At 66.3% G+C, this 20,042-nt stretch carries 19 protein-coding genes; 15 read left to right on the forward strand and 4 right to left on the reverse strand.

Annotation, left to right across the window (positions count from 1 at the left end):
• The first annotated feature begins 2 nt into the window (after positions 1–2).
• The 3 genes from VE759_RS15345 to VE759_RS15355 are packed head-to-tail and all read left to right on the forward strand — an operon-like array spanning position 3 to position 2,122.
• Positions 3–1,259: a cysteine desulfurase gene (locus VE759_RS15345; protein WP_324933923.1), complete on the forward strand. Its 1,257-nt coding sequence runs from the start codon at positions 3–5 to the stop codon at positions 1,257–1,259.
• Positions 1,246–1,800 (forward strand): Fe-S cluster assembly sulfur transfer protein SufU, encoded by a 555-nt coding sequence (gene sufU / locus VE759_RS15350; protein WP_324933925.1) that lies wholly within the window; start codon positions 1,246–1,248, stop codon positions 1,798–1,800. Before VE759_RS15345 ends, sufU begins: the two co-directional genes overlap by 14 nt.
• On the forward strand, positions 1,775–2,122 hold the full coding sequence (locus tag VE759_RS15355; RefSeq protein ID WP_324933927.1) for a metal-sulfur cluster assembly factor: 348 nt from the start codon (positions 1,775–1,777) through the stop codon (positions 2,120–2,122). The genes sufU and VE759_RS15355 overlap by 26 nt, the downstream gene beginning before the upstream one ends.
• Before the next feature lie 190 nt (positions 2,123–2,312).
• On the opposite strand, the gene VE759_RS15360 is transcribed toward VE759_RS15355, so the two are convergent.
• A complete protein-coding gene (locus tag VE759_RS15360; protein ID WP_324933929.1) occupies positions 2,313–2,783 on the reverse strand; it encodes a DUF5666 domain-containing protein in 471 nt (156 codons plus the stop codon).
• A 908-nt stretch (positions 2,784–3,691) separates the two neighbouring features.
• Here VE759_RS15360 and VE759_RS15365 point away from each other — a divergent pair.
• Positions 3,692–4,132 (forward strand): hypothetical protein, encoded by a 441-nt coding sequence (locus VE759_RS15365; protein ID WP_324933931.1) that lies wholly within the window; start codon positions 3,692–3,694, stop codon positions 4,130–4,132.
• A gap of 172 nt (positions 4,133–4,304) precedes the next feature.
• Here the strand turns inward: VE759_RS15365 and VE759_RS15370 are convergent, their stop codons facing one another.
• Complete coding sequence (locus tag VE759_RS15370; protein WP_324933933.1) at positions 4,305–4,934, reverse strand: TenA family protein; 630 nt, start codon at positions 4,932–4,934, stop codon at positions 4,305–4,307.
• 159 nt (positions 4,935–5,093) lie between these two features.
• On the opposite strand from VE759_RS15370, the gene trxA reads away from it, so the two are divergent.
• The 4 genes from trxA (at position 5,094) to VE759_RS15390 (ending at position 8,239) form a co-directional block, all read left to right on the forward strand.
• Positions 5,094–5,456, forward strand: a complete 363-nt coding sequence (gene trxA, locus VE759_RS15375) for a thioredoxin (RefSeq protein WP_324933935.1) — start codon at positions 5,094–5,096, stop codon at positions 5,454–5,456.
• Between the two features lie 21 nt (positions 5,457–5,477).
• On the forward strand, positions 5,478–6,296 hold the full coding sequence (locus VE759_RS15380; RefSeq protein ID WP_324933937.1) for an enoyl-CoA hydratase: 819 nt from the start codon (positions 5,478–5,480) through the stop codon (positions 6,294–6,296).
• A gap of 21 nt (positions 6,297–6,317) precedes the next feature.
• Positions 6,318–7,946 (forward strand): ABC-F family ATP-binding cassette domain-containing protein, encoded by a 1,629-nt coding sequence (locus VE759_RS15385; protein WP_324933939.1) that lies wholly within the window; start codon positions 6,318–6,320, stop codon positions 7,944–7,946.
• 95 nt (positions 7,947–8,041) lie between these two features.
• A complete protein-coding gene (locus VE759_RS15390) occupies positions 8,042–8,239 on the forward strand; it encodes a helix-turn-helix domain-containing protein (protein ID WP_324933941.1) in 198 nt (65 codons plus the stop codon).
• 14 nt (positions 8,240–8,253) lie between these two features.
• On the opposite strand, the gene VE759_RS15395 is transcribed toward VE759_RS15390, so the two are convergent.
• Positions 8,254–8,817 (reverse strand): helix-turn-helix domain-containing protein, encoded by a 564-nt coding sequence (locus tag VE759_RS15395; protein WP_324933943.1) that lies wholly within the window; start codon positions 8,815–8,817, stop codon positions 8,254–8,256.
• Between the two features lie 26 nt (positions 8,818–8,843).
• Positions 8,844–11,678: an aconitate hydratase AcnA gene (gene acnA / locus VE759_RS15400; RefSeq protein WP_324933944.1), complete on the reverse strand. Its 2,835-nt coding sequence runs from the start codon at positions 11,676–11,678 to the stop codon at positions 8,844–8,846.
• Between the two features lie 108 nt (positions 11,679–11,786).
• On the opposite strand from acnA, the gene VE759_RS15405 reads away from it, so the two are divergent.
• From VE759_RS15405 to VE759_RS15435, 7 genes are all read left to right on the forward strand, one after another.
• Positions 11,787–13,748, forward strand: a complete 1,962-nt coding sequence (locus VE759_RS15405; protein WP_324933945.1) for an aconitate hydratase — start codon at positions 11,787–11,789, stop codon at positions 13,746–13,748.
• Positions 13,749–13,790: 42 nt separating this feature from the next.
• Positions 13,791–14,321 carry a DUF6676 family protein gene (locus VE759_RS15410; protein ID WP_324933947.1) on the forward strand — a complete coding sequence of 177 codons (531 nt, stop codon included), beginning with the start codon at positions 13,791–13,793 and terminating at the stop codon, positions 14,319–14,321.
• A 277-nt stretch (positions 14,322–14,598) separates the two neighbouring features.
• Entirely contained in the window at positions 14,599–15,960 is a 1,362-nt protein-coding gene (gene ripA, locus VE759_RS15415) for an NlpC/P60 family peptidoglycan endopeptidase RipA (RefSeq protein WP_324933949.1), read from the forward strand.
• A gap of 38 nt (positions 15,961–15,998) precedes the next feature.
• Complete coding sequence (gene ripB, locus VE759_RS15420) at positions 15,999–16,664, forward strand: NlpC/P60 family peptidoglycan endopeptidase RipB (RefSeq protein ID WP_324934052.1); 666 nt, start codon at positions 15,999–16,001, stop codon at positions 16,662–16,664.
• A gap of 131 nt (positions 16,665–16,795) precedes the next feature.
• Positions 16,796–17,935 carry a MoxR family ATPase gene (locus VE759_RS15425; protein ID WP_324933951.1) on the forward strand — a complete coding sequence of 380 codons (1,140 nt, stop codon included), beginning with the start codon at positions 16,796–16,798 and terminating at the stop codon, positions 17,933–17,935.
• The gene (locus VE759_RS15430) at positions 17,932–18,882 is read left to right on the forward strand and encodes a DUF58 domain-containing protein (protein ID WP_324933953.1); all 951 of its coding nucleotides are present in this window, start codon (positions 17,932–17,934) and stop codon (positions 18,880–18,882) included. The genes VE759_RS15425 and VE759_RS15430 overlap by 4 nt, the downstream gene beginning before the upstream one ends.
• Before the next feature lie 113 nt (positions 18,883–18,995).
• Positions 18,996–20,003, forward strand: a complete 1,008-nt coding sequence (locus VE759_RS15435) for a VWA domain-containing protein (RefSeq protein ID WP_324933955.1) — start codon at positions 18,996–18,998, stop codon at positions 20,001–20,003.
• Positions 20,004–20,042: the final 39 nt, after the last annotated feature.

Below are 20,042 nucleotides of genomic sequence, written 5' to 3' on the forward strand. Positions count from 1 at the left end.
CGATGACGACATCGGTGCGCCCACTGGATCTGGCAGCCATCAGGGCCGACTTCCCGATTTTGAAGAGGGTGATGCGCGGCGGAACCCAGCTGGCCTACTTGGATTCCGGCGCGACGTCACAGCGGCCGCTGCAGGTGCTGGACGCCGAACGAGAGTTTTTGACCACGTCCAACGGCGCGGTACACCGCGGCGCACACCAGCTGATGGAGGAGTCCACCGACGCCTACGAGCAGGGCCGCGCCGAGATCGCGGCGTTCATCGGCGCAACCGCCGACGAGTTGGTGTTCACCAAGAACGCCACCGAGGCGATCAACCTGGTGTCGTACGTGCTGGGAGACAACCGCTTCGAAGGGCATGCCGTCGGCCCCGGCGATGTGATCGTCACCACCGAGCTGGAGCACCACGCGAACCTGATTCCGTGGCAAGAGCTGGCCCGGCGCACCGGCGCGACGCTGCGGTGGTTTGGCGTGACCGACGATGGCCGCATCGACCTCGACTCGCTCCAGCTCGACGAGCGCGTGAAAGTCGCTGCGTTCAGCCACCACTCAAATGTGACGGGCGCGCTCGCGCCGGTGGATGAGCTCGTCCGGCGGGCGCGGGCGGTCGGCGCGCTGACGGTGCTGGACGCTTGCCAGTCGGTGCCGCATCAGCCGGTCGACGTCCACGCTCTGGATGTCGACTTCGCCGCGTTCTCCGGGCATAAGATGCTGGGCCCCAACGGCATTGGTGTGCTGTACGGCCGCCGCGAGCTGCTGAATGCGATGCCCCCGTTCATCACCGGCGGCTCGATGATCGAGACCGTGACGATGCAGGAGACCACCTACGCGCCGGCGCCGCAGCGTTTCGAGGCGGGCACGCCGATGACGTCGCAGGTGGTCGGGTTGGCAGCCGCGGTGCGGTATCTGCGGGCGATCGGCATGGCTGCGGTCGAGGCGCATGAGGCGGAGCTCGTGGCCGCCGCGCTCGACGGGCTGGCCGCTGTCGAGGGCGTCCGCATCGTCGGGCCCGGGTCGCTTGTGGACCGGGGATCGCCGGTGGCGTTCGTCGTCGACGGCATTCATGCCCACGACGTCGGCCAGGTTCTTGATGACGACGGCGTCGCGGTGCGGGTCGGGCATCACTGCGCTTGGCCTTTGCATCGCCGGTTCGGAATCGCCGCGACCGCGCGGGCCTCGTTCGCGGTGTACAACACCATTGACGAGGTGGACCGCCTGGTGGCCGGGGTGCGCCGGGCCGTGGATTTCTTTGGCGGGCCGTAGTTTGCGGCTCGAGCAGATCTACCAGGAAGTGATTCTGGACCACTACAAGCACCCGCATCACCGTGGGCTGCGCGAGCCGTTCGGCGCGCAGGTGTACCACGTGAACCCGACCTGTGGTGACGAGGTCACGCTCCGGGTCGCGCTGAGCGGTGACGGTGATCGAGTCGCCGACGTGTCCTATGAGGGCCAGGGCTGCTCGATCAGCCAGGCGGCGACGTCGGTGCTGGCCGATCAGGTGATTGGGCAACGTGTGGATCGGGCACTCGACGTTGTGGGCGCGTTCTCGGAGATGATCGCCTCTCGCGGCGCCGTGGTGGGCGACGAGGAGCTGCTCGGCGACGGCATCGCGTTCGCCGGTGTCGCGAAGTACCCGGCGCGGGTGAAATGCGCACTGCTGGGCTGGATGGCTTTCAAGGAGGCGCTCGTGAATGCGAGCGCATCGAGCACAGCGCTGGCACCGAGCGCATCGAGCACAGCGCTGGCACCATCTAGATTGGACTTACAGGAGGTGGACGATGAGCCAAACAGTCGTGCCGGATGACGAGCTGCTCGCCGACATCGAAGAGGCGATGCGCGACGTCGTCGACCCCGAACTGGGCATCAACGTTGTCGATCTCGGGCTGCTTTACGACCTGAACGTCGAGCGAGGTGAGCACGGGACGGTCGCGCTGTTGGACATGACGCTTACGTCGGCGGCGTGCCCGCTGACCGACGTGATCGAGGATCAGTCCCGCACCGCGTTGATCGGTGCCGGCCTGGTGAACGACATCAGGATCAATTGGGTGTGGAACCCGCCATGGGGCCCGGACAAGATCACCGACGACGGCCGGGAGCAGTTGCGGGCCCTCGGGTTTACCGTTTAGGACGACCGGTTGCGAGGGTTGGGTGCTTGTCGGGGACGGCGGGCCGCTTGGGTCGGCATTCCCAATCCATTCGAGCGCGTGCTCATGAGCACTATTCGGCTGACGAGCACGACACTACGTGCCAAACCGCTCGGCGCGCCGTTGGACGACGAGAGCTTCAACTACTCTTCAGGCGCATTCGACCATCCGGTCAACCTTTAGTACGTGGGCAGTTGCCGTTGTTGGCGGGCAGCACGGTGACGGCGGTGGCCTGCAGCGCACCGTTGTTGTCCTTGGTTCCGCGGGCTGCGATGCACTTGCCCTGTGCGACAGACTGAGAAGTGGCGCTGGCACGTCTGGCGTAGCTGGTGTCGGCGGTGACCGAGACGTTGGTGGAGTTACCCGCCGTCGCGACGCTGATCGTGTTCCCGGTGACGGAACTGACGCTGCCGACGATGCCCCGATTGCGCTGCGGTTGCGGGCATTTACCGTTGTCGGCCGGGCTGACCAGTACTGCGCGTGCCGTGCTTTGGTTTTCTCGGGAAGTCCGGATAGTCACACAGCTGCCCGCCGTTACGTCGGTGAGCGCACCAGGGCTGATCTCGGCGAACTTTGTCGAATTCGTGAAATCTACTGTGGCGGGTCCATTTTGCTGGTTGACCTGAATCGCGTTGCCGGACACCGAGGCGATCAGCCCGGCGACGCGGTCTCTGCCACCCCCGGCGTTGGCGGTCGTACTGGGGCTCGACGAGGCTCCGGAAGCGCCAGGAGAGTGGTTGGTCGGGCTGGTTGATGAAGCACACGCCGCGAGGGACAGTGCCGACGCCCCGACGATGGCGAACACGATGTAGCGCATGACCGTCACCGTGGCTCACGGAGCTGGTGTGCACCTCACAAATCGATGTGAAACTGCTGTGACGCCCATCACGCGTTGCTGCATCTCGCAACGTAAGGACGGCGACCCCGATTGCAGTCCCCTTTCCGGCAGATCCTGGGCCGGCCCAGCACATTCCGCACCAGACGGCCGAATCACGAAATCTTAGCGGTGGTTGGTCGCCGACATGATCCGGCAATTCGTCGCGCGATACGCCAAACTGCTGAGCACCCGTCGCTCGTCAACAGGTGCGGCCTGGTCAACAACACAAGGTCGCCAAACGCTTTGGCTGCACTGATAACTCGGCTGGTCAGTAGGCCCGGATTAGAAAAATGATCGAATTCCTCACTAGCGGAACCCAAGCGAGGAAAGTGCAGGTCAGGACCTGCGCTCAGTTCCCCCACCGTTGTGACGAAACGCCTCTACCAGCGGCTCCTTCACGTAGGTTCCGGAGCTTGGCGAGGACATGAAAACCGTTGCCTAGCAGGCATTTCTTCATCGCTACTACTTAACCAGAGACCGCCGCTGACGAACACCACCGGAAGGATTGCGCGCCGATTCATTGGTTTCTGTCGAGCTGTTTTGCGCTCAGCCGAGTCACCGAATACAGTCGGGCATGGGTGGACAGTCCACCGGGGGTATCGATGCGGGCGGCCGGGGGATAGCAACGTATTCCCGTTCAGTTGCCCCTATTTCGGCACCGATGGAAGGAATGCATGAATACACCTCATAACCTTCGCAAATGGACACTTGCTGCGGCGACGGCCCTCGCACTCGGCGCGTTCGGCGCCGGCGTCGCGAGCGCTGATCCGAACGATGGGTTCAACGGCGGCGCCGGCAGCAACACCGGCGGCGGGCTCAACCTGGGGCCCGGCGGCTTCGGCACCGGTGTCGGCAGCAATACCGGCGGCGGGCTGAATCTCGGTCCGGTCGGTGGTGGCGCCGGAAGTGACACCGGCGGTGGGCTCAACCTGGGGCCGGGCGGCGTCGGCGCCGGTGTCGGCAGCAATACCGGGGGCGGGCTGAACCTCGGTCCGGTCGGTGGTGGCGCCGGAAGTGACACCGGCGGCGGGCTCAACGTGGGGCCGGGCGGCGTCGGCGCCGGTGTCGGCAGCAATACCGGCGGCGGCTTCAACCTCGGGTCCCCACCGCGGTAGGTAATCGCGGCGGCCAAGGCAGCGTGGGCGCCATCGCCGATGCGGTGGCGCCCGCGCTGGGCGTCGGTATTGACTAGACAGTCATTGCGAAGACCACGCCCCCCGCGAGGCCGCGAGGAGCGGTGAACCGCCTGTCACGCGACTGTGTGACGGCTCACCAACGCATCCGCGGTCATGGCCCCTCCCATCGGTCGGCAGCGTCGAAGAATCGCAATTCGAGTTCCATCGCCTGGTGATACAGGACTGCCAGGCGGTCGTGATCACCTCCGTAGCGGTCGAGTAGCACCTCGAGACGTCGGGCCAGGGCCTCGAACTCCTCACTCGAGTACGTCATCACCCACTCGCGATATGGACTCTCGGGCTTTGTCTGTGCGGCCAGCCGCTGGCCGAGGTAGGCGTAGAGGCGCATGCACGGCGTCATCGCCGCCGCGATGTGGCCAACCGGCTCCAGCGCAGCGACCGACAACAAGAAGTTGGTGTACGCCGAGGTGGCGGGGTCTGCCGCTTGGTGAAGGTCGACGTCCCAGCGGGCCGCGTAGCCCTGGTGAAGCCGCAGCTCGTCGGCGGCGCCGTCGAGTAGCTCCCGAAACGCGATGAGACCGTCTCGGTCGGGGCTCTTTGCCAGGGCCAAGGCGTAGGCCCGGCAGAACGCGTCGAGAAACGCGGCATCCTGTCCCACGTAGTAGGCGAACCTCGCTCGGGCCAGCTCTCCCGACGCGATGCCCTGGACGAACGGGTGCCCAACCGCGGCCTCAGCAAGGACTCGATTGCTTTGCCATAACGAGTCGGAAAGCGATGCCACGAACCAAGCCTAGGGCTCGGCATCGCCTCGACCACCGAGTACGGTCCGGATATGCTGGGCTTCCTACATTGATTCGGCTCGCGGCAGCCGCGGCCGGCCCCGTCGACCAGGCGCCGCCCGGCCCGGAACATTTCCGCAGCTGGGCGCGTTGAGTTCAGCATGGCAACCCGCGAAATCACGGCCGAATCGTTTAACGACACGATCAGCGACAACGACATCGTGCTCGTCGACTTTTGGGCGGCGTGGTGCGGCCCGTGTCGTCAGTTCGCGCCGACCTTCGAGGCCTCATCGGAGACTCACCCCGAAATCGTGCACGCCAAGGTGGACACCGAAGCCCAGCCGGAGCTCGCCGCTGCGGCAAACGTCCTCTCGATCCCCACGCTGATGGCGTTCAAGAAGGGCAAGTTGCTGTTCAATCAGCCCGGTGCGCTGCCGCCGGCAATGCTGGAGCAGCTGGTGCAGCAGGTCAAGGACTTCGACGTCGACGCCGCGATCGCCGCGCAGGACAACCAAGAGGGTTAGCACGCGATAGCGTGCAAACCCGTGAATGACTACGTCCTGGTCGAACGTCCTCGCCCGAAGATCGCGCTGGTCACCCTGAACCGGCCCGAGCGAATGAACTCGATGGCGTTCGACGTCATGGTCCCGCTCAAACACGTGCTCGAGGAGATCACCCACGACAACGATGTTCGCGTCGTCGTGCTGACCGGCGCCGGCCGCGGCTTCTCCTCGGGCGCCGACCACAAGTCCGCCGGCGCGGTGCCCCACATCGCGGGCCTGACGAGGCCGACCTTCGCGCTGCGTTCGATGGAGGTCCTCGACGACGTGATCCTTGCGCTGCGACGACTGCACCAGCCGGTCATCGCCGCCGTCAACGGCGCGGCCATCGGCGGCGGGCTGTGCCTGGCCCTGGCCGCCGACATCCGCGTCGCCTCCTCAGCCGCGTACTTCCGCGCCGCCGGCATCAACAACGGGCTGACGGCCAGCGAACTCGGTCTGAGCTACCTGCTGCCCCGGGCGATCGGCACGTCACGGGCCTTCGACATCATGCTGACCGGCCGAGACATCGACGCCGACGAGGCCGAACGCATCGGCCTGGTGTCGCGCACGGTCGAACCCGACCAGCTGCTCGAGACCTGCTATCAGATCGCGGCGCGCATCGTCGGATTTTCCCGGCCGGGAATTGAGTTGACCAAGCGCACACTGTGGGCTGGACTGGACGCCGCTAGCCTGGAAGGGCACATGCAGGCCGAGGGTCTCGGACAACTGTTCGTCCGCCTGCTCACCGAGAACTTCGAAGAGGCCGTCGCCGCGCGCGCCGAGAAGCGCGCGCCCGTCTTCACCGACGACCGTCGAACCTGAGAACAACCGAGGAGCACCCGCGTGATCACCGCAACGGACCTAGAGGTCCGCGCCGGCGCGCGCACGCTGCTGCTCGCGCCGGGACCGGCGCTGCGCGTGCAACCAGGTGACCGCATCGGACTGGTCGGACGCAACGGCGCCGGCAAGACCACGACGATGCGCATTCTCGCCGGCGTCGCCGAGCCGTACGCCGGGACGGTCACCCGCACCGGGGAGATCGGCTATCTGCCGCAGGATCCCAAGGAAGGCGACCTCGACGTGCTCGCCCGCGACCGGGTGCTGTCCGCGCGCGGGCTGGACACCCTGCTAGCCGACCTGGAAAAGCAGCAAGCACTGATGGCCGAGGTGGCCGACGACGCCGAACGCGACCGCGCGGTGCGGCGCTACGGTCAACTCGAGGAGCGGTTCTCGGCACTCGGCGGCTACGTCGCCGAAAGCGAAGCGGGCCGCATCTGCGCCAATCTCGGCCTGCCCGAACGAATTCTGACCCAGCCGCTGCGCACCCTGTCCGGCGGCCAGCGCCGACGCGTGGAGTTGGCCAGGATCCTGTTTGCCGCATCCGACACCGGCGCCGGGTCGGCCACCACGCTGCTGCTCGACGAACCGACCAACCACCTCGACGCCGACTCACTGGGCTGGCTGCGCGACTTCTTGCAAGCACACTCCGGCGGTCTGGTTGTCATCAGCCACAATGTCGGCCTGCTCGCCGACGTCGTGAACAAGGTGTGGTTCCTCGACGCGGTGCGCGCCGAGGTCGATGTCTACAACATGACGTGGCAGAAGTACCTCGACGCGCGGGCCGTCGACGAGCAGCGCCGCCGCCGCGAGCGCGTCAACGCCGAACGGAAAGCCGCGGCGCTGAGAACTCAAGCCGCCAAACTGGGTGCCAAAGCGACGAAAGCCGTTGCTGCCCAGAATATGCTGCGCCGAGCCGATCGGATGATGGCCGCGCTAGAGCCCGAACGCCGCGCCGACAAGGTGGCCCGAATCAAGTTCCCGACGCCGGCGCCGTGCGGGCGCACGCCGCTGATCGCGAAGGGACTGACCAAGAACTACGGGTCGCTGGAGGTGTTCAGCGGCGTGGATCTCGCGATCGACCGCGGATCGCGCGTCGTGGTGCTGGGCCTGAACGGCGCGGGCAAGACCACGCTGCTGCGGCTGCTGGCCGGAGTCGAAACCGCCGACGCCGGCGTGCTCGAGCCCGGGCACGGCTGCAAGATCGGGTATTTCGCGCAGGAGCACGACACTCTCGACGACGATGCGACGGTGTGGGAGAACATCCGGCACGCGGCGCCCGACACCGGCGAGCAGGACCTGCGCGGGCTACTCGGCGCGTTCATGTTCAGTGGACCGCAGCTCGATCAGCCGGCGGGCACGCTCTCCGGCGGTGAGAAGACGCGGCTGGCGCTGGCCGGCCTTGTCGCGTCAACCGCCAACGTGCTGCTGCTCGACGAGCCGACCAACAACCTCGACCCCGCATCGCGAGAGCAAGTACTAGACGCGCTGCGTAGTTATATCGGCGCGGTGGTGCTGGTGACGCATGATCCTGGCGCGGCAGCAGCTCTCGGTCCGCAGCGGGTGGTGCTGCTGCCAGACGGCACCGAGGACCATTGGTCCGAGGATTACGGCGATCTGATCGAGCTCGCCTGATAGCTGGGTCAACCCATTTCGGTCAAACCCGCCCGTTGCCGCGCGCCGTTTCTTACGCTGGCCTTCGCGGGGCTCGCCTGACGCGGGGAGGGACGATGAGGAAGTTGGACAAGGGTCGTGACGAGTTGATGCACGAGCTGCGCAACGCCTATGAAGGAGGCGCCAGCATCAGGAAGCTGGTCGCGTCAACCGGCCGGTCGTATGGGTCCATCCATAGCCTGCTGCGCGAATCGGGCACCAGGATGCGCAGTCGCGGCGGACCGAATCACCGCGGCCGCGTCCGCGTGCGCTAACCCGACGCGGCTGATCACGGACGTCGTACCGAATCTTCGACGAGGTCCAGTACGCCGCTGAGCCTTGCCGGATCATCGCCATTGGCCAACCGGGCCACCAGTCCGTCCAGCACCAGGTCGAGGTAGGTCTGCAACACCTCGCCCGGCACGTCCTCGCGCAACCGGCCCGCCGTGCGCTGGCGGCGCAGCCGGTCGGCCGTCGCCGCCGACAATTCCGCCGATCGCTCTGCCCAGCCGCGGTGAAAAGCCGGGTCATTGCGAAGCTTTCGGGCGATCTCCAGCCGGGTGGCCAACCAGTCGTACTGGTCGGGCGCGGCCAGCATGTCGCGCATCACCTGGATCAGCCCCTCGCGCGCCGCGACTTCGGCCATTCGCTCGGCGTCCTCGCGGGCCAGCTCGAAGAACAGCGTGTCCTTGTCGCGGAAGTGGTGGAAGATCGCTCCGCGCGACAATCCGATCGTCTGCTCCAGCCGGCGCACCGTTGCCTGTTCGTAGCCGTATTTCGCGAAGCACCGCCTGGCGCCGGCGAGGATTTGGCGGCGCCGGGCGGCCAAATGGTCTTCGCTGACTCTGGGCATGTATCCGCTTACGCGATTGAGGTTGTCTAGGCGTTCAACATGTGGCGCAGCACGTAGTGCAGGATGCCGCCGTTGCGGTAGTAGTCGGCCTCACCCGGTGTGTCGATGCGCACGACCGCATCGAACTCCTTGGCGTCGCCACCGTCCTTGCTGGCCTTCACATGTACGGTCGGCGGCGTCGTGCCCGTGTTGATTTCCTCGATGCCGGTGATGTCGTAGGTCTCGGTGCCGTCCAGACCCAGTGACTTCGTCGACTTGCCCTGGGGGAATTGCAGCGGTATCACGCCCATGCCGATCAGGTTCGAGCGGTGAATGCGCTCGAACGACTCGGCGATCACGGCGCGCACACCGAGCAACCGGGTCCCCTTGGCGGCCCAGTCCCGTGACGAGCCGGAGCCGTACTCCTTGCCGCCGAGCACCACCAGCGGGATGCCCCGCTGCGCATAGTGTTGCGCCGCGTCGTAGATGAACTCCTGCGGCCCGCCCTCCTCGGTGAAATCGCGGGTGTAGCCGCCGGCGACGTCGTCGAGGAGCTGATTGCGCAGCCGGATATTCGCGAATGTGCCACGAATCATCACCTCATGGTTGCCGCGGCGCGACCCGTAGGAGTTGTAGTCCTTCTTGTCGACGCCATGCTCATCCAGGTACTGCGCCGCGGGCGTGCCCGGCTTGATGCTGCCCGCCGGCGAAATGTGGTCGGTCGTCACCGAATCGCCGAGCAGCGCCAACACCCGCGCACCCCGGATGTCGGTCACCGGCTCCGGCTGGGCGGGCATGCCCTCGAAGTACGGCGGCTTGCGGACATACGTCGAGTCCGGGTCCCACTGGAACGTGTTGCCTTTCGGCGTCGGCAGATTGCGCCACCGCTCATCGCCCTTGAACACGTCGGCGTAGTTCTTTGTGAACATCTCCCGGCTGATCGCGTTTGCGATGGTGTCGGAGACATCTCGCTGCGACGGCCAGATGTCGCGAAGGAAGACGTCGTTGCCGTCCTTGTCGACCCCGAGCGAATCATTGTCGAAATCGAAGTCCATCGTTCCGGCCAACGCATACGCGATGCAAAGCGGCGGCGAAGCCAGGTAGTTCATCTTCACGTCGGGGTTGATGCGGCCCTCGAAGTTGCGGTTGCCGGACAGCACAGCGGTGACGGCCAGGTCGTTGTCGTTCACCGCCTTCGAAATTTCGTCGGGCAGCGGGCCACTGTTGCCGATACATGTGGTGCACCCGTAGCCGACCAGATAGAAGCCAAGCTTCTCCAGATACGGTGTCAGCCCGGCCCTCTCGTAATAGTCGGTGACCACCTGCGAACCAGGGGCAAGTGAGGTCTTGACCCATGGCCGAGAACTCAGGCCCTTCTCGACCGCGTTCTTGGCTAGCAGCGCCGCACCCAGCATCACCTCCGGGTTGGACGTGTTCGTGCAGGAGGTGATCGCGGCGATCACCACCGCGCCGTGGTCCAGCACGAATTCGCCGCGATCGTCGGACTTTACCTTCACCGGGTTGCTCGGCCGCCCTTCTGCGCCGCTGGCCGCGGAGGCGACCTCGGCCGCGCCGTTCTCGGCGAACGACAGCACTGCGGGATCGCTGGCCGGGAAGCTCTCTTCGACCGCCTCGTCGAGCTTGGTGTGCTCGGGCGGCAAGTTGTCTTCGACGTAGTTGTGAATGTCCCTGCGGAATGCGCCCTTGGCGCCGGAGAGGGCGATCCGGTCCTGCGGGCGCTTCGGACCGGCGATCGACGGGACCACGTCGGCCAGGTTCAGCTCGAGGTACTCGGAGAAGTCGGGCTCGTGAGCGGGGTCGTGCCACATGCCCTGCTCCTTGGCGTAGGCCTCAACCAGCGCCAGCTGCTCGGCGCTGCGGCCGGTGAACCGCAGGTAGTCGATGGTCTCCCGGTCGATTGGGAAAATCGCTGCGGTGGAACCGAATTCGGGGCTCATGTTGCCCAGCGTCGCGCGGTTGGCCAGCGGAACCTCGGCCACGCCCTCGCCGTAGAACTCGACGAACTTGCCAACCACACCATGCTTGCGCAGCATCTCGGTGACGGTGAGCACCACGTCGGTGGCCGTCACGCCCGGCTGGATTTCACCGCTCAACTTGAAGCCGACCACCCGCGGGATCAGCATCGACACCGGCTGGCCGAGCATCGCGGCCTCGGCCTCGATGCCGCCGACGCCCCAGCCGAGCACGCCGAGCCCGTTGACCATGGTGGTGTGCGAGTCGGTGCCCACGCAGGTGTCCGGGTAAGCCACTCCATCGCGCTCCATCACGACGCGCGCCAAGTATTCGATATTGACCTGGTGCACGATGCCGGTGCCCGGCGGCACCACCTTGAAGTCGCGGAAAGCGCCTTGGCCCCAACGCAGGAACTGATAGCGCTCGCCGTTGCGCTGGTATTCGATCTCGACGTTGCGCTCGAACGCATCGGGGCGGCCGAACAGGTCGGCGATCACCGAGTGGTCGATCACCAGGTCGGCCGGCGCCAGCGGGTTGACCTTGTCGGGGTCGCCGCCCAACTCACCGACGGCCTCGCGCATGGTGGCGAGGTCCACGATGCACGGCACGCCGGTGAAGTCCTGCATGACGACCCGTGCGGGCGTGAACTGGATCTCGACGCTCGGCTCTGCGGACGGGTCCCAGTTGGCGATCGCCTGGATGTGGTCGCTGGTGATGTTTGCGCCGTCCTCGTTGCGCAACAGGTTTTCGGTGAGCACCTTGAGGCTGTAGGGGAGTTTCTCGGTGCCGGCAACTGCGTCGAGGCGGTAGATCTGGTAACTGTGGTCCCCGACCGTGAGGGTGTCGCGGGCTCCGAAGGAATTCGCCGATTCTGTGCTGGTCACATCCACTCCCGTTAAGTTGCTCATCGGTGACGGGCCGTGTCGCCGACCCTTTCAATTCTAACAGTACGCTTGTCCTATATCACTCGCGCCGCACTCGTTTTGATGTTGGCCGTTCGTGGAAACCACCCAGGCATGGCTCTCAACGTGACACGCAAGCTCATCGACTCACACCTCGTGTCGGGCGAGATGACGCCCGGCGAGGAGATCGCGCTACACATCGACCAGACGCTGACGCAGGACGCTACCGGGACCCTGGTGATGCAGGAACTGGAGGCGATCGGACTCGATCGGGCGCGCACCGAGGTGAGCGTGCAGTATGTCGACCACAACCTGCTGCAGACCGACGAAAAGAATGCCGAGGACCACGAATATCTGCGCACCGCCGCGCAGCGATTCGGACTCTGGTTCTCCAAGCCGGGTAACGGCGTGTCTCATCCAACCCACATGCAACGGTTCGGGATTCCGGGCAAGTCGATGGTGGGGTCGGACTCACACACCCCGGCGGCCGGATCCCTCGGAATGCTCGCGATCGGTGTGGGCGGGCTCGAGGTGGCGCTGGCCATCTCAGGGCGGCCGCTGAACGTGCTGATGCCGCAGGTGTGGGGCGTCCGGCTGGAAGGTGAGCTGCCGGAGTGGTGTTCGGCCAAGGACGTGATTCTGGAGATGTTGCGCCGACACGACGTCAAGGGCGGCGTGAACCGGATCATCGAGTATTACGGACCCGCGCTGGCCGGCCTTACCGCGATGGACCGCCACGTGATCGCCAACATGGGCGCCGAATTGGGCGCCACCACGACGGTGTTCCCCAGCGACGAGGCGGTGCGCGACTTCCTGCGTGCCGAGGGACGCGAGGACGACTGGGTGGAGCTCGTTGCCGACCCGGGCGCCGATTACGACATCGACGAGACCATCGACCTCTCGCAAATCGAGCCGTTGATTGCAAAGCCGTCCTCACCGGGCAATGTGGTGCCGGTGCGCGAGGTCGCCGGCGAGGAGATCGCCCAGGCGGTGATCGGATCGAGCGCCAATCCCGGCCTCCGCGATTTCGCGATCGCGGCCGCGATGGTGGCCGGCCGACAGACCGCGCCCGAGGTCAGCTTCGACATCAACCCGACGTCACGCGAGATACTGGCCGATCTGACGAAGATGGGCGCAACGACCGCACTGGTGATCGGCGGGGCACGCATCCATCAGGCCGGATGCATGGGCTGCATCGGCATGGGGCAGGCGCCGGCGACCGGTCGCAACTCGCTGCGGACAATGCCACGCAATTTTCCCGGTCGGTCTGGCACCAGAGCGGACCGCGTGTGGTTGTGTTCGCCGGAAACCGCCGCCGCATCGGCGTTGACGGGGCGCATCACCGACCCGCGCGACTGGGCACGCGACGCGCAGACGGAATATCCGAAGCTGAACCTGCCCGAAAAGCACTCGGTCAACACCGCGATGCTGGTGCCGCCGCTGCCGGCGCACGAGGCACAGCAGGTGGAGCCGGTGAAGGGGCCGAATGTGTCGAGCCTTCCACAGCTGACGCCGCTGCCTGAGGAGATCGAGGCGCCCGTTCTGCTCAAGGTGGGCGACAACATCTCCACCGACGAGATCTCCCCGGCCGGTGCCCGGGCACTGCCGTTTCGGTCCAACATCCCCAAGCTGGCGATGTTCAGCTTCACCCAGATCGATGAGTCCTATCCCCAGCGGGCCCAGCAGGCCGAGGGCACCGGCCATGTCATCGTTGGCGGCGAGAACTACGGTCAGGGCTCTTCGAGGGAGCATGCGGCGATCGCGCCTCGTTACCTCGGGCTGCGCGTTGTCATCGCCAAGTCGTTCGCCCGCATCCACTGGCAGAACCTCGCGAACTACGGCGTGCTGGCACTGGAGTTCGAGAATGCAGGCGACTACGAGAACATCGACCCGGACGACACGCTGCGGATCCGCAATGTTCGCGAAACCTTGCCGAACAGCAAGTCGTTCGAGGTCGAGAATCTGACGAAGCAGACGTCCTTCGATGTGCGGCACCGTCTTTCACCACGACAGGTCAAGGATGTGTTGGCCGGCGGACTGATCTCCAGACTGGCCGAGGAGGAGGAAGGACAGTAGCGCCGCGGCCGTCGCACGGGGTCATCGCGTACGCTGCCCGCTATGACGGCCGGCCCACATGTGATTCCGTTCCTGCCGACCTACATACCCCCCGACGTCGATCTGAACAAGGTCAAGGCCGACGTCGGCGACGGCGGGGTCAGTGCGCCGGGCAAGGATGTGCCGGCCCTACGGCAGGTCGTCGCCGATGCGCGCCAGAAGGGCATTGACCTCAAGATCGTCTGGATCGAGAAGAACCCGCCGATCGACACGCCGCTGCGCGACATCGCGACCGAGGTCGGGCATACCTATCCCGGATCGACGGTGTTGGTGATGAGCCCGACGTGGGCGGGCACCTACAGCCCGAAGTTCGATCGCGTGACGCTGGAGGCGGGCCAAGATCTCGCGAAGAACGGTGAACCGGTGCAATCGTCGAAGAATTTCGTCAGCCAGTTGACGACTCCCGATTTTCCGTGGACGGCGATGACGATCGTGGTCACGATTGCCGTGGTCGCCGCCGTGTTCGCGACCCGACTGCTGCAGGTCTGGAGCAGGCGGCCCACCAGCACCAAGCCGCCCGCCACCGCGGACTGAGCACGAAACCCTCACCGCCGGCCTCGAATCCGGCATGGATTCGGGCCTCGAATCCGGCCTCGAATCCGGCTTTAAATATCGCCGGGCCATAACTATTCGGTCACACCGGCTTTAATTACAGCCTTGTAGTTTGTGACTAAAGTTTCTTTGGCGTCTCCTGTGACGTACGGTGCAATTGGTATCTCTGTTGTAGACGTGTCTGTAGTGACTGTTGTGCCTGAGATACCGGCGGATGAGCCGAGACATTCGCGCGTGAGCCATAGGAGACCCGAGTCGAATGAGACGCACCCGTTCGTGCGCCGTCGCGCTCACCGTCGCGCTGCTGCTCGCGACGCCCGGCGTAGCCGCGGCCGACCCGGACAGTCCGAACACCCTCGCCCAGTTGATCGCCGCGGTGGCCGACGCGAACCAGAGACTGCAGCAGATCGGCGCGGCCGTGCAGACCCGGCAGGAGAGCGTCAACAAGGCGATCAGCGACGTGCAGACAGCGCGCGACGCCGCCGACACCGCCCGGCAGAACGTCGGGGCCAGTCAGCAGGCGGTCAAGGATGCCACCGCCGCGATCGGCTCGGCGCAGCAACGGTTTGACCGGTTCGCCGCGGCCACCTATGTCAATGGACCGTCGGGCTCCTACCTGACCGCGACCACGCCGGAGGACATGATCGCCACGGTCACCGCCGGCCAGACCGTCGCCGGCAGTTCTCAGCAGGTGATGACCGATCTGCGGCGCGCCCGCACCGAACAGGTCAACAAGGAGTCCGCCGCGCGGGCCGCTGCGCAGAAGGCGGACCAGGCCGCTGCCGACGCGCAGCACAGCCAGGACGAGGCGGTGGCCGCGCTGACCGATGCCCAGCGCGACTTCGCCGCTCAGCGCGCCGAAATCGATCGACTGGCGGCCGCACGCAAGGAGGCCGAGGCCCGGCTAGCCGCCGCCCGCGCGACCCTGTCGAAATCCGCGGCGCCGGGTGACCGCTGGGATCAGGCCGCGGCCGGCGCACCCGCGCCCGCCAGCGGCAACCGGCAGTGGGACGCCAATCAGTGGGATCCCACGCTGCCCATGGTGCCCAGCGCGTTCGTCAGCGGCGATCCGATCGCGATCATCAACTCGGTCCTCGGCATCTCGGCGACCTCGTCGCAAGTGACCGCGAATCTGGGCCGCAACTTCCTGACGCAGATGGGCATACTCAGGCCCAACGACACAGGCATCACCAATGGCCGCATTCCGCGCGTGTACGGCAAGCAGGCCTCGGAATATGTTATCCGGCGCGGACTTTCGCAACTCGGCGTGCCGTACTCGTGGGGCGGCGGCAACGCGGCGGGCCCGAGCACCGGCATCGACGACGGCGCAGGCACAGTCGGTTTCGACTGCTCGGGCCTGATCCTGTACTCGTTCGCAGGAGTCGGCATCCGGCTGCCGCACTACTCCGGCGATCAGTACAACGCCGGGCGCAAGATCCCGTCCTCGCAGATGCGCCGCGGGGACGTGATCTTCTACGGCCCCGGCGGCAGCCAGCACGTGACCCTCTACCTCGGCGACGGACAAATGCTGGAGGCGCCCTACACCGGCTCGGTGGTCAAGGTGTCGCCGGTGCGCACCAGCGGCATGACGCCCTTCGTCGTCCGATACATCGAGTACTGACTGGGGGTGATCGGGTGCGCCGTCTCGGACTGATCCTCATGCTGCTCGGACTGGTCCTGGCCCTCGCCGCGCCGGCGGTCGCCAACGCCGACGATGTGCAGTGGGATCCGACGCTGCCCAAGGTGATCAGCGCCGGTGCGCCCGGCGACCCGGTGGCGATCGCCAACGCATCGCTGCAGGCCAGCGCCAACGCCGCGCAGACCACGATGGATCTGGGCCGCAAGTTTCTAGGCAGCCTTGGCATCGGCGGGCAGGCGCAGCAGCTTCAGCCACAGCCCGGGCGGATCAACCGGGTCTACGGCAAGCAGGCCATCGAATACGTGGTCCGGCGCGGCGCCTCGCAGATGGGCGTCCCGTACTCGTGGGGCGGCGGCAGCCTCACCGGCCCGTCCACCGGAGTCGAGGACGGGGCAGGCACGGTCGGCTTCGACTGCTCGGGCTTGATGCGCTACATGTTCGCCGGTGTGGGCGTGCTGATCCCGCGCTTCTCCGGCGACCAGTACAACGCCGGTCGGCACGTTCCGCCCTCGGAGGCCAAGCGGGGCGATCTCATTTTCTACGGGCCGGACGGGACCCAGCATGTGACCATGTACCTGGGCAACGGCCAGATGCTGGAGGCGTCCTCGCTGGCGGGCAAGGTGATAGTCAGCCCGGTGCGCACGGCGGGCATGACGCCGTACGTGACCCGCATCATCGAGAGTTGACGGGTGATTCACAGCCGTCAGCCAGCAACCTACGTCGACGGATTTTGAAGCGCCTGGAATAGTTGACTGCGAGCACGCGGCGGGCATGCCGCGACGCCAGCGACCCTGACGACAGGTTGAGAGGATCTTTGATGACGTCACCGAGTCCGGCACCCGGTTATCCCGGCGGCGCGCAGGGGGCCCATGCGGCCACGCCGCAGCCCCACGGTCCCGGTGGCCCGGCACAGGTAAACGACGCCCTCGCCGGTGAGGTCCACACCCTGGAACGGGCCATCTACGAGGTCAAGCGGATCATTGTCGGCCAGGACCAGCTAGTCGAGCGGATGCTGGTCGGACTGCTGGCCAAGGGTCATGTGCTGCTCGAGGGCGTGCCCGGCGTGGCCAAGACCCTGGCCGTGGAGACGTTCGCCCGGGTGGTCGGCGGCACGTTCGCCCGCATCCAGTTCACGCCCGACCTGGTGCCCACCGACATCGTCGGCACCCGGATCTACCGGCAGGGCAAGGAGGAGTTCGACATCGAGCTCGGCCCGGTCGTCGCCAACTTCATCCTGGCCGACGAGATCAACCGAGCCCCGGCGAAGGTACAGTCGGCGCTGCTGGAAGTGATGGCCGAGCGCCACGTGTCGATCGGCGGCAAGACCTTCCCGATGCCCAAGCCGTTCCTGGTGATGGCCACGCAGAACCCGATCGAGCAGGAGGGCGTCTACGCACTGCCGGAGGCTCAGCGCGACCGCTTCCTGTTCAAGATCAATATCGACTATCCGACGCCAGAGGAAGAGCGCGAGATCATCTACCGGATGGGCGTCACGCCGCCCACGCCTAAGCAGATACTCGCCCCGGGCGACCTGGCGCGCCTGCAGGACGTGGCCAGTAACACGTTCGTGCACCACGCGCTCGTCGACTACGTGGTGCGGGTGGTGACCGCCACGCGCAGGCCGGATCAGTTCGGTATGCCCGACGCCAAGGCGTGGATCGCCTACGGGGCGTCGCCGCGCGCATCGCTGGGCATCATCGCCGGGGCCAGGGCACTCGCGCTGGTCCGCGGCCGCGACTACGTGATTCCCCAGGACGTCATCGAGATCATCCCCGACGTGCTGCGGCACCGGCTGGTGCTGACCTATGACGCGCTGGCCGACGAGATCTCCAACGAGACCGTGATCAACCGCGTCCTGCAGACGGTGGCCTTGCCGCAGGTCAATGCCGTTCCGCAGCAAGGACATTCGGTGCCGCCAGTGGTGCCCGCCGCGGCGGCAGCGGCAAGCGGTCGGTGAGCTCTCCCCGGGGGCGGACGGTCGACCTGCCGTCGTTGCAGCGCGGCCAGATTCGCGACCCCGAGCTGTCGGCGGCGCTGCGCAAGCTGGAGCTGACCGTCCGCCGCAAGCTCGACGGCGTGCTGCACGGCGACCACCTCGGCCTGATCCCCGGGCCAGGCTCCGAGCCCGGGGAGTCGCGGATCTACCAGCCCGGCGACGACGTCCGCCGGATGGACTGGTCGGTGACCGCGCGAACTACCACGCCGCACGTGCGCGAGATGATCGCCGACCGGGAGCTGGAGACCTGGCTGGTGGTGGACATGTCGGCCAGCCTCGACTTCGGCACTACCGGGTGTGAAAAGCGCGACCTGGCAGTGGCGGCGGCGGCCGCGATCGCGTTTTTGAACAGCGGTGGCGGCAACCGGCTCGGCGCGGTGATCGCCAACGGCCAATCGGTTCGGAGGGTCCCCGCGTTGTCCGGCCGCATGCACGAGCAGGAACTGCTTCGGGCGATCGCCACCACACCCAAGGCTCCGGTCGGTGTCCGGGGCGACCTGGCCGCCGCCATCGACGAGCTGCGCCGCCCAGAGCGCCGGCGCGGGATGGCGGTGATCATCAGCGACTTCCTCGGCCCGATCAACTGGATGCGGCCGCTGCGGGCCATTTCCGGGCGCCACGAGGTGCTCGGCATCGAGGTGCTCGACCCGCGCGACGTCGAATTGCCCGATGTCGGGGATGTGATCCTGCAGGACGCCGAGACGGGCGTGACTCGCGAGTTCACCATCGATCCGCAACTGCGAGACGACTTCGCCAAGGCCGCGGCAGCACACCGCGCCGAGGTTGCCCGCACGCTGCGCCGGTGCGATGCGCCGCTGCTGAGCCTGCGCACCGACCGGGACTGGATCGCCGACGTCGTCCGTTTTGTCGCCAACCGGCGGCGCGGGGCGTTGGCGGGCCATCAGTAACGCGGAATCCGGAAATCACATGCGTGAAAGTGACACGGCTGAAAATACGATCATGAATTACAGACGCGAAATCACATGCGTCGCAAAAGAAATCGTTGAAGTGACGTTCTGATATGACGTTGCCGTTGCTGGGCCCGATGTCGCTGTCCGGCTTTGAACACAAATGGTATTTCCTTTTTCTGCTCGTCATCCTCGGTTTGATCGGGCTCTATATCGTTGTGCAGCTGGCCCGCCAGCGCCGCCTTTTGCGGTTTGCCAACATGGAGCTGCTAGAAAGCGTTGCGCCGCAGCGACCTAACCGGTGGCGGCACCTGCCGGCGATTCTGCTGGTGATTTCGCTGGTGCTGTTCACAATTGCCATGGCCGGACCGACCCACGACGTTCGGATCCCGCGCAACCGCGCGGTGGTGATGCTGGCGATCGACGTGTCGCAGTCGATGCACGCCACCGACGTCCAGCCCAATCGGCTGGCCGCCGCCCAGGACGCCGCCAAACAGTTCGCCGACGAGCTGACGCCCGGCATCAACCTCGGGCTGGTCTCCTACGCCGGCACGGCCACCGTGCTGGTGTCGCCGACGACCAACAGGGACTCGACGAAGCGCGCGATCGACAAGCTGCAGCTGGCCGACCGCACCGCCACCGGCGAGGGCATTTTCACCGCGCTGCAGGCGATTGCGACGGTGGGCGCGGTGATCGGCGGCGGTGACGCGCCGCCGCCGGCACGCATCGTGCTGCTGTCCGACGGTAAGGAAACGGTGCCGTCCAACCCGGACAACCCGAAGGGCGCCTACACCGCGGCCCGCACCGCCAAGGACCAGGGCGTGCCGATCTCCACGATCTCGTTCGGCACGCCCTACGGCTACGTCGAGATCAACAACCAGCGCCAGCCGGTACCCGTCGACAACGCCACGCTCAAGAAGATCGCCGAGCTGTCCGGTGGCGACACCTACAACGCCGGCAGCCTCTCCGAGCTGCGCCACGTGTACTCGACGCTGCAGCAGCAGATCGGCTACGAAACGATCAAGGGCGATGCGAGCGTCGGCTGGTTGCGGCTCGGCGCGCTGCTACTGGCGTGCGCCGCGCTGGCGGCGGTGCTGATCAACCGCAGGCTGCCGACGTAGCAGCCGATTCGGAAGCCAGCGCGCTGAGGCATTAAGTTG

The organism is Mycobacterium sp., assembly GCF_035640695.1.
Lineage (GTDB): Bacteria > Actinomycetota > Actinomycetes > Mycobacteriales > Mycobacteriaceae > Mycobacterium.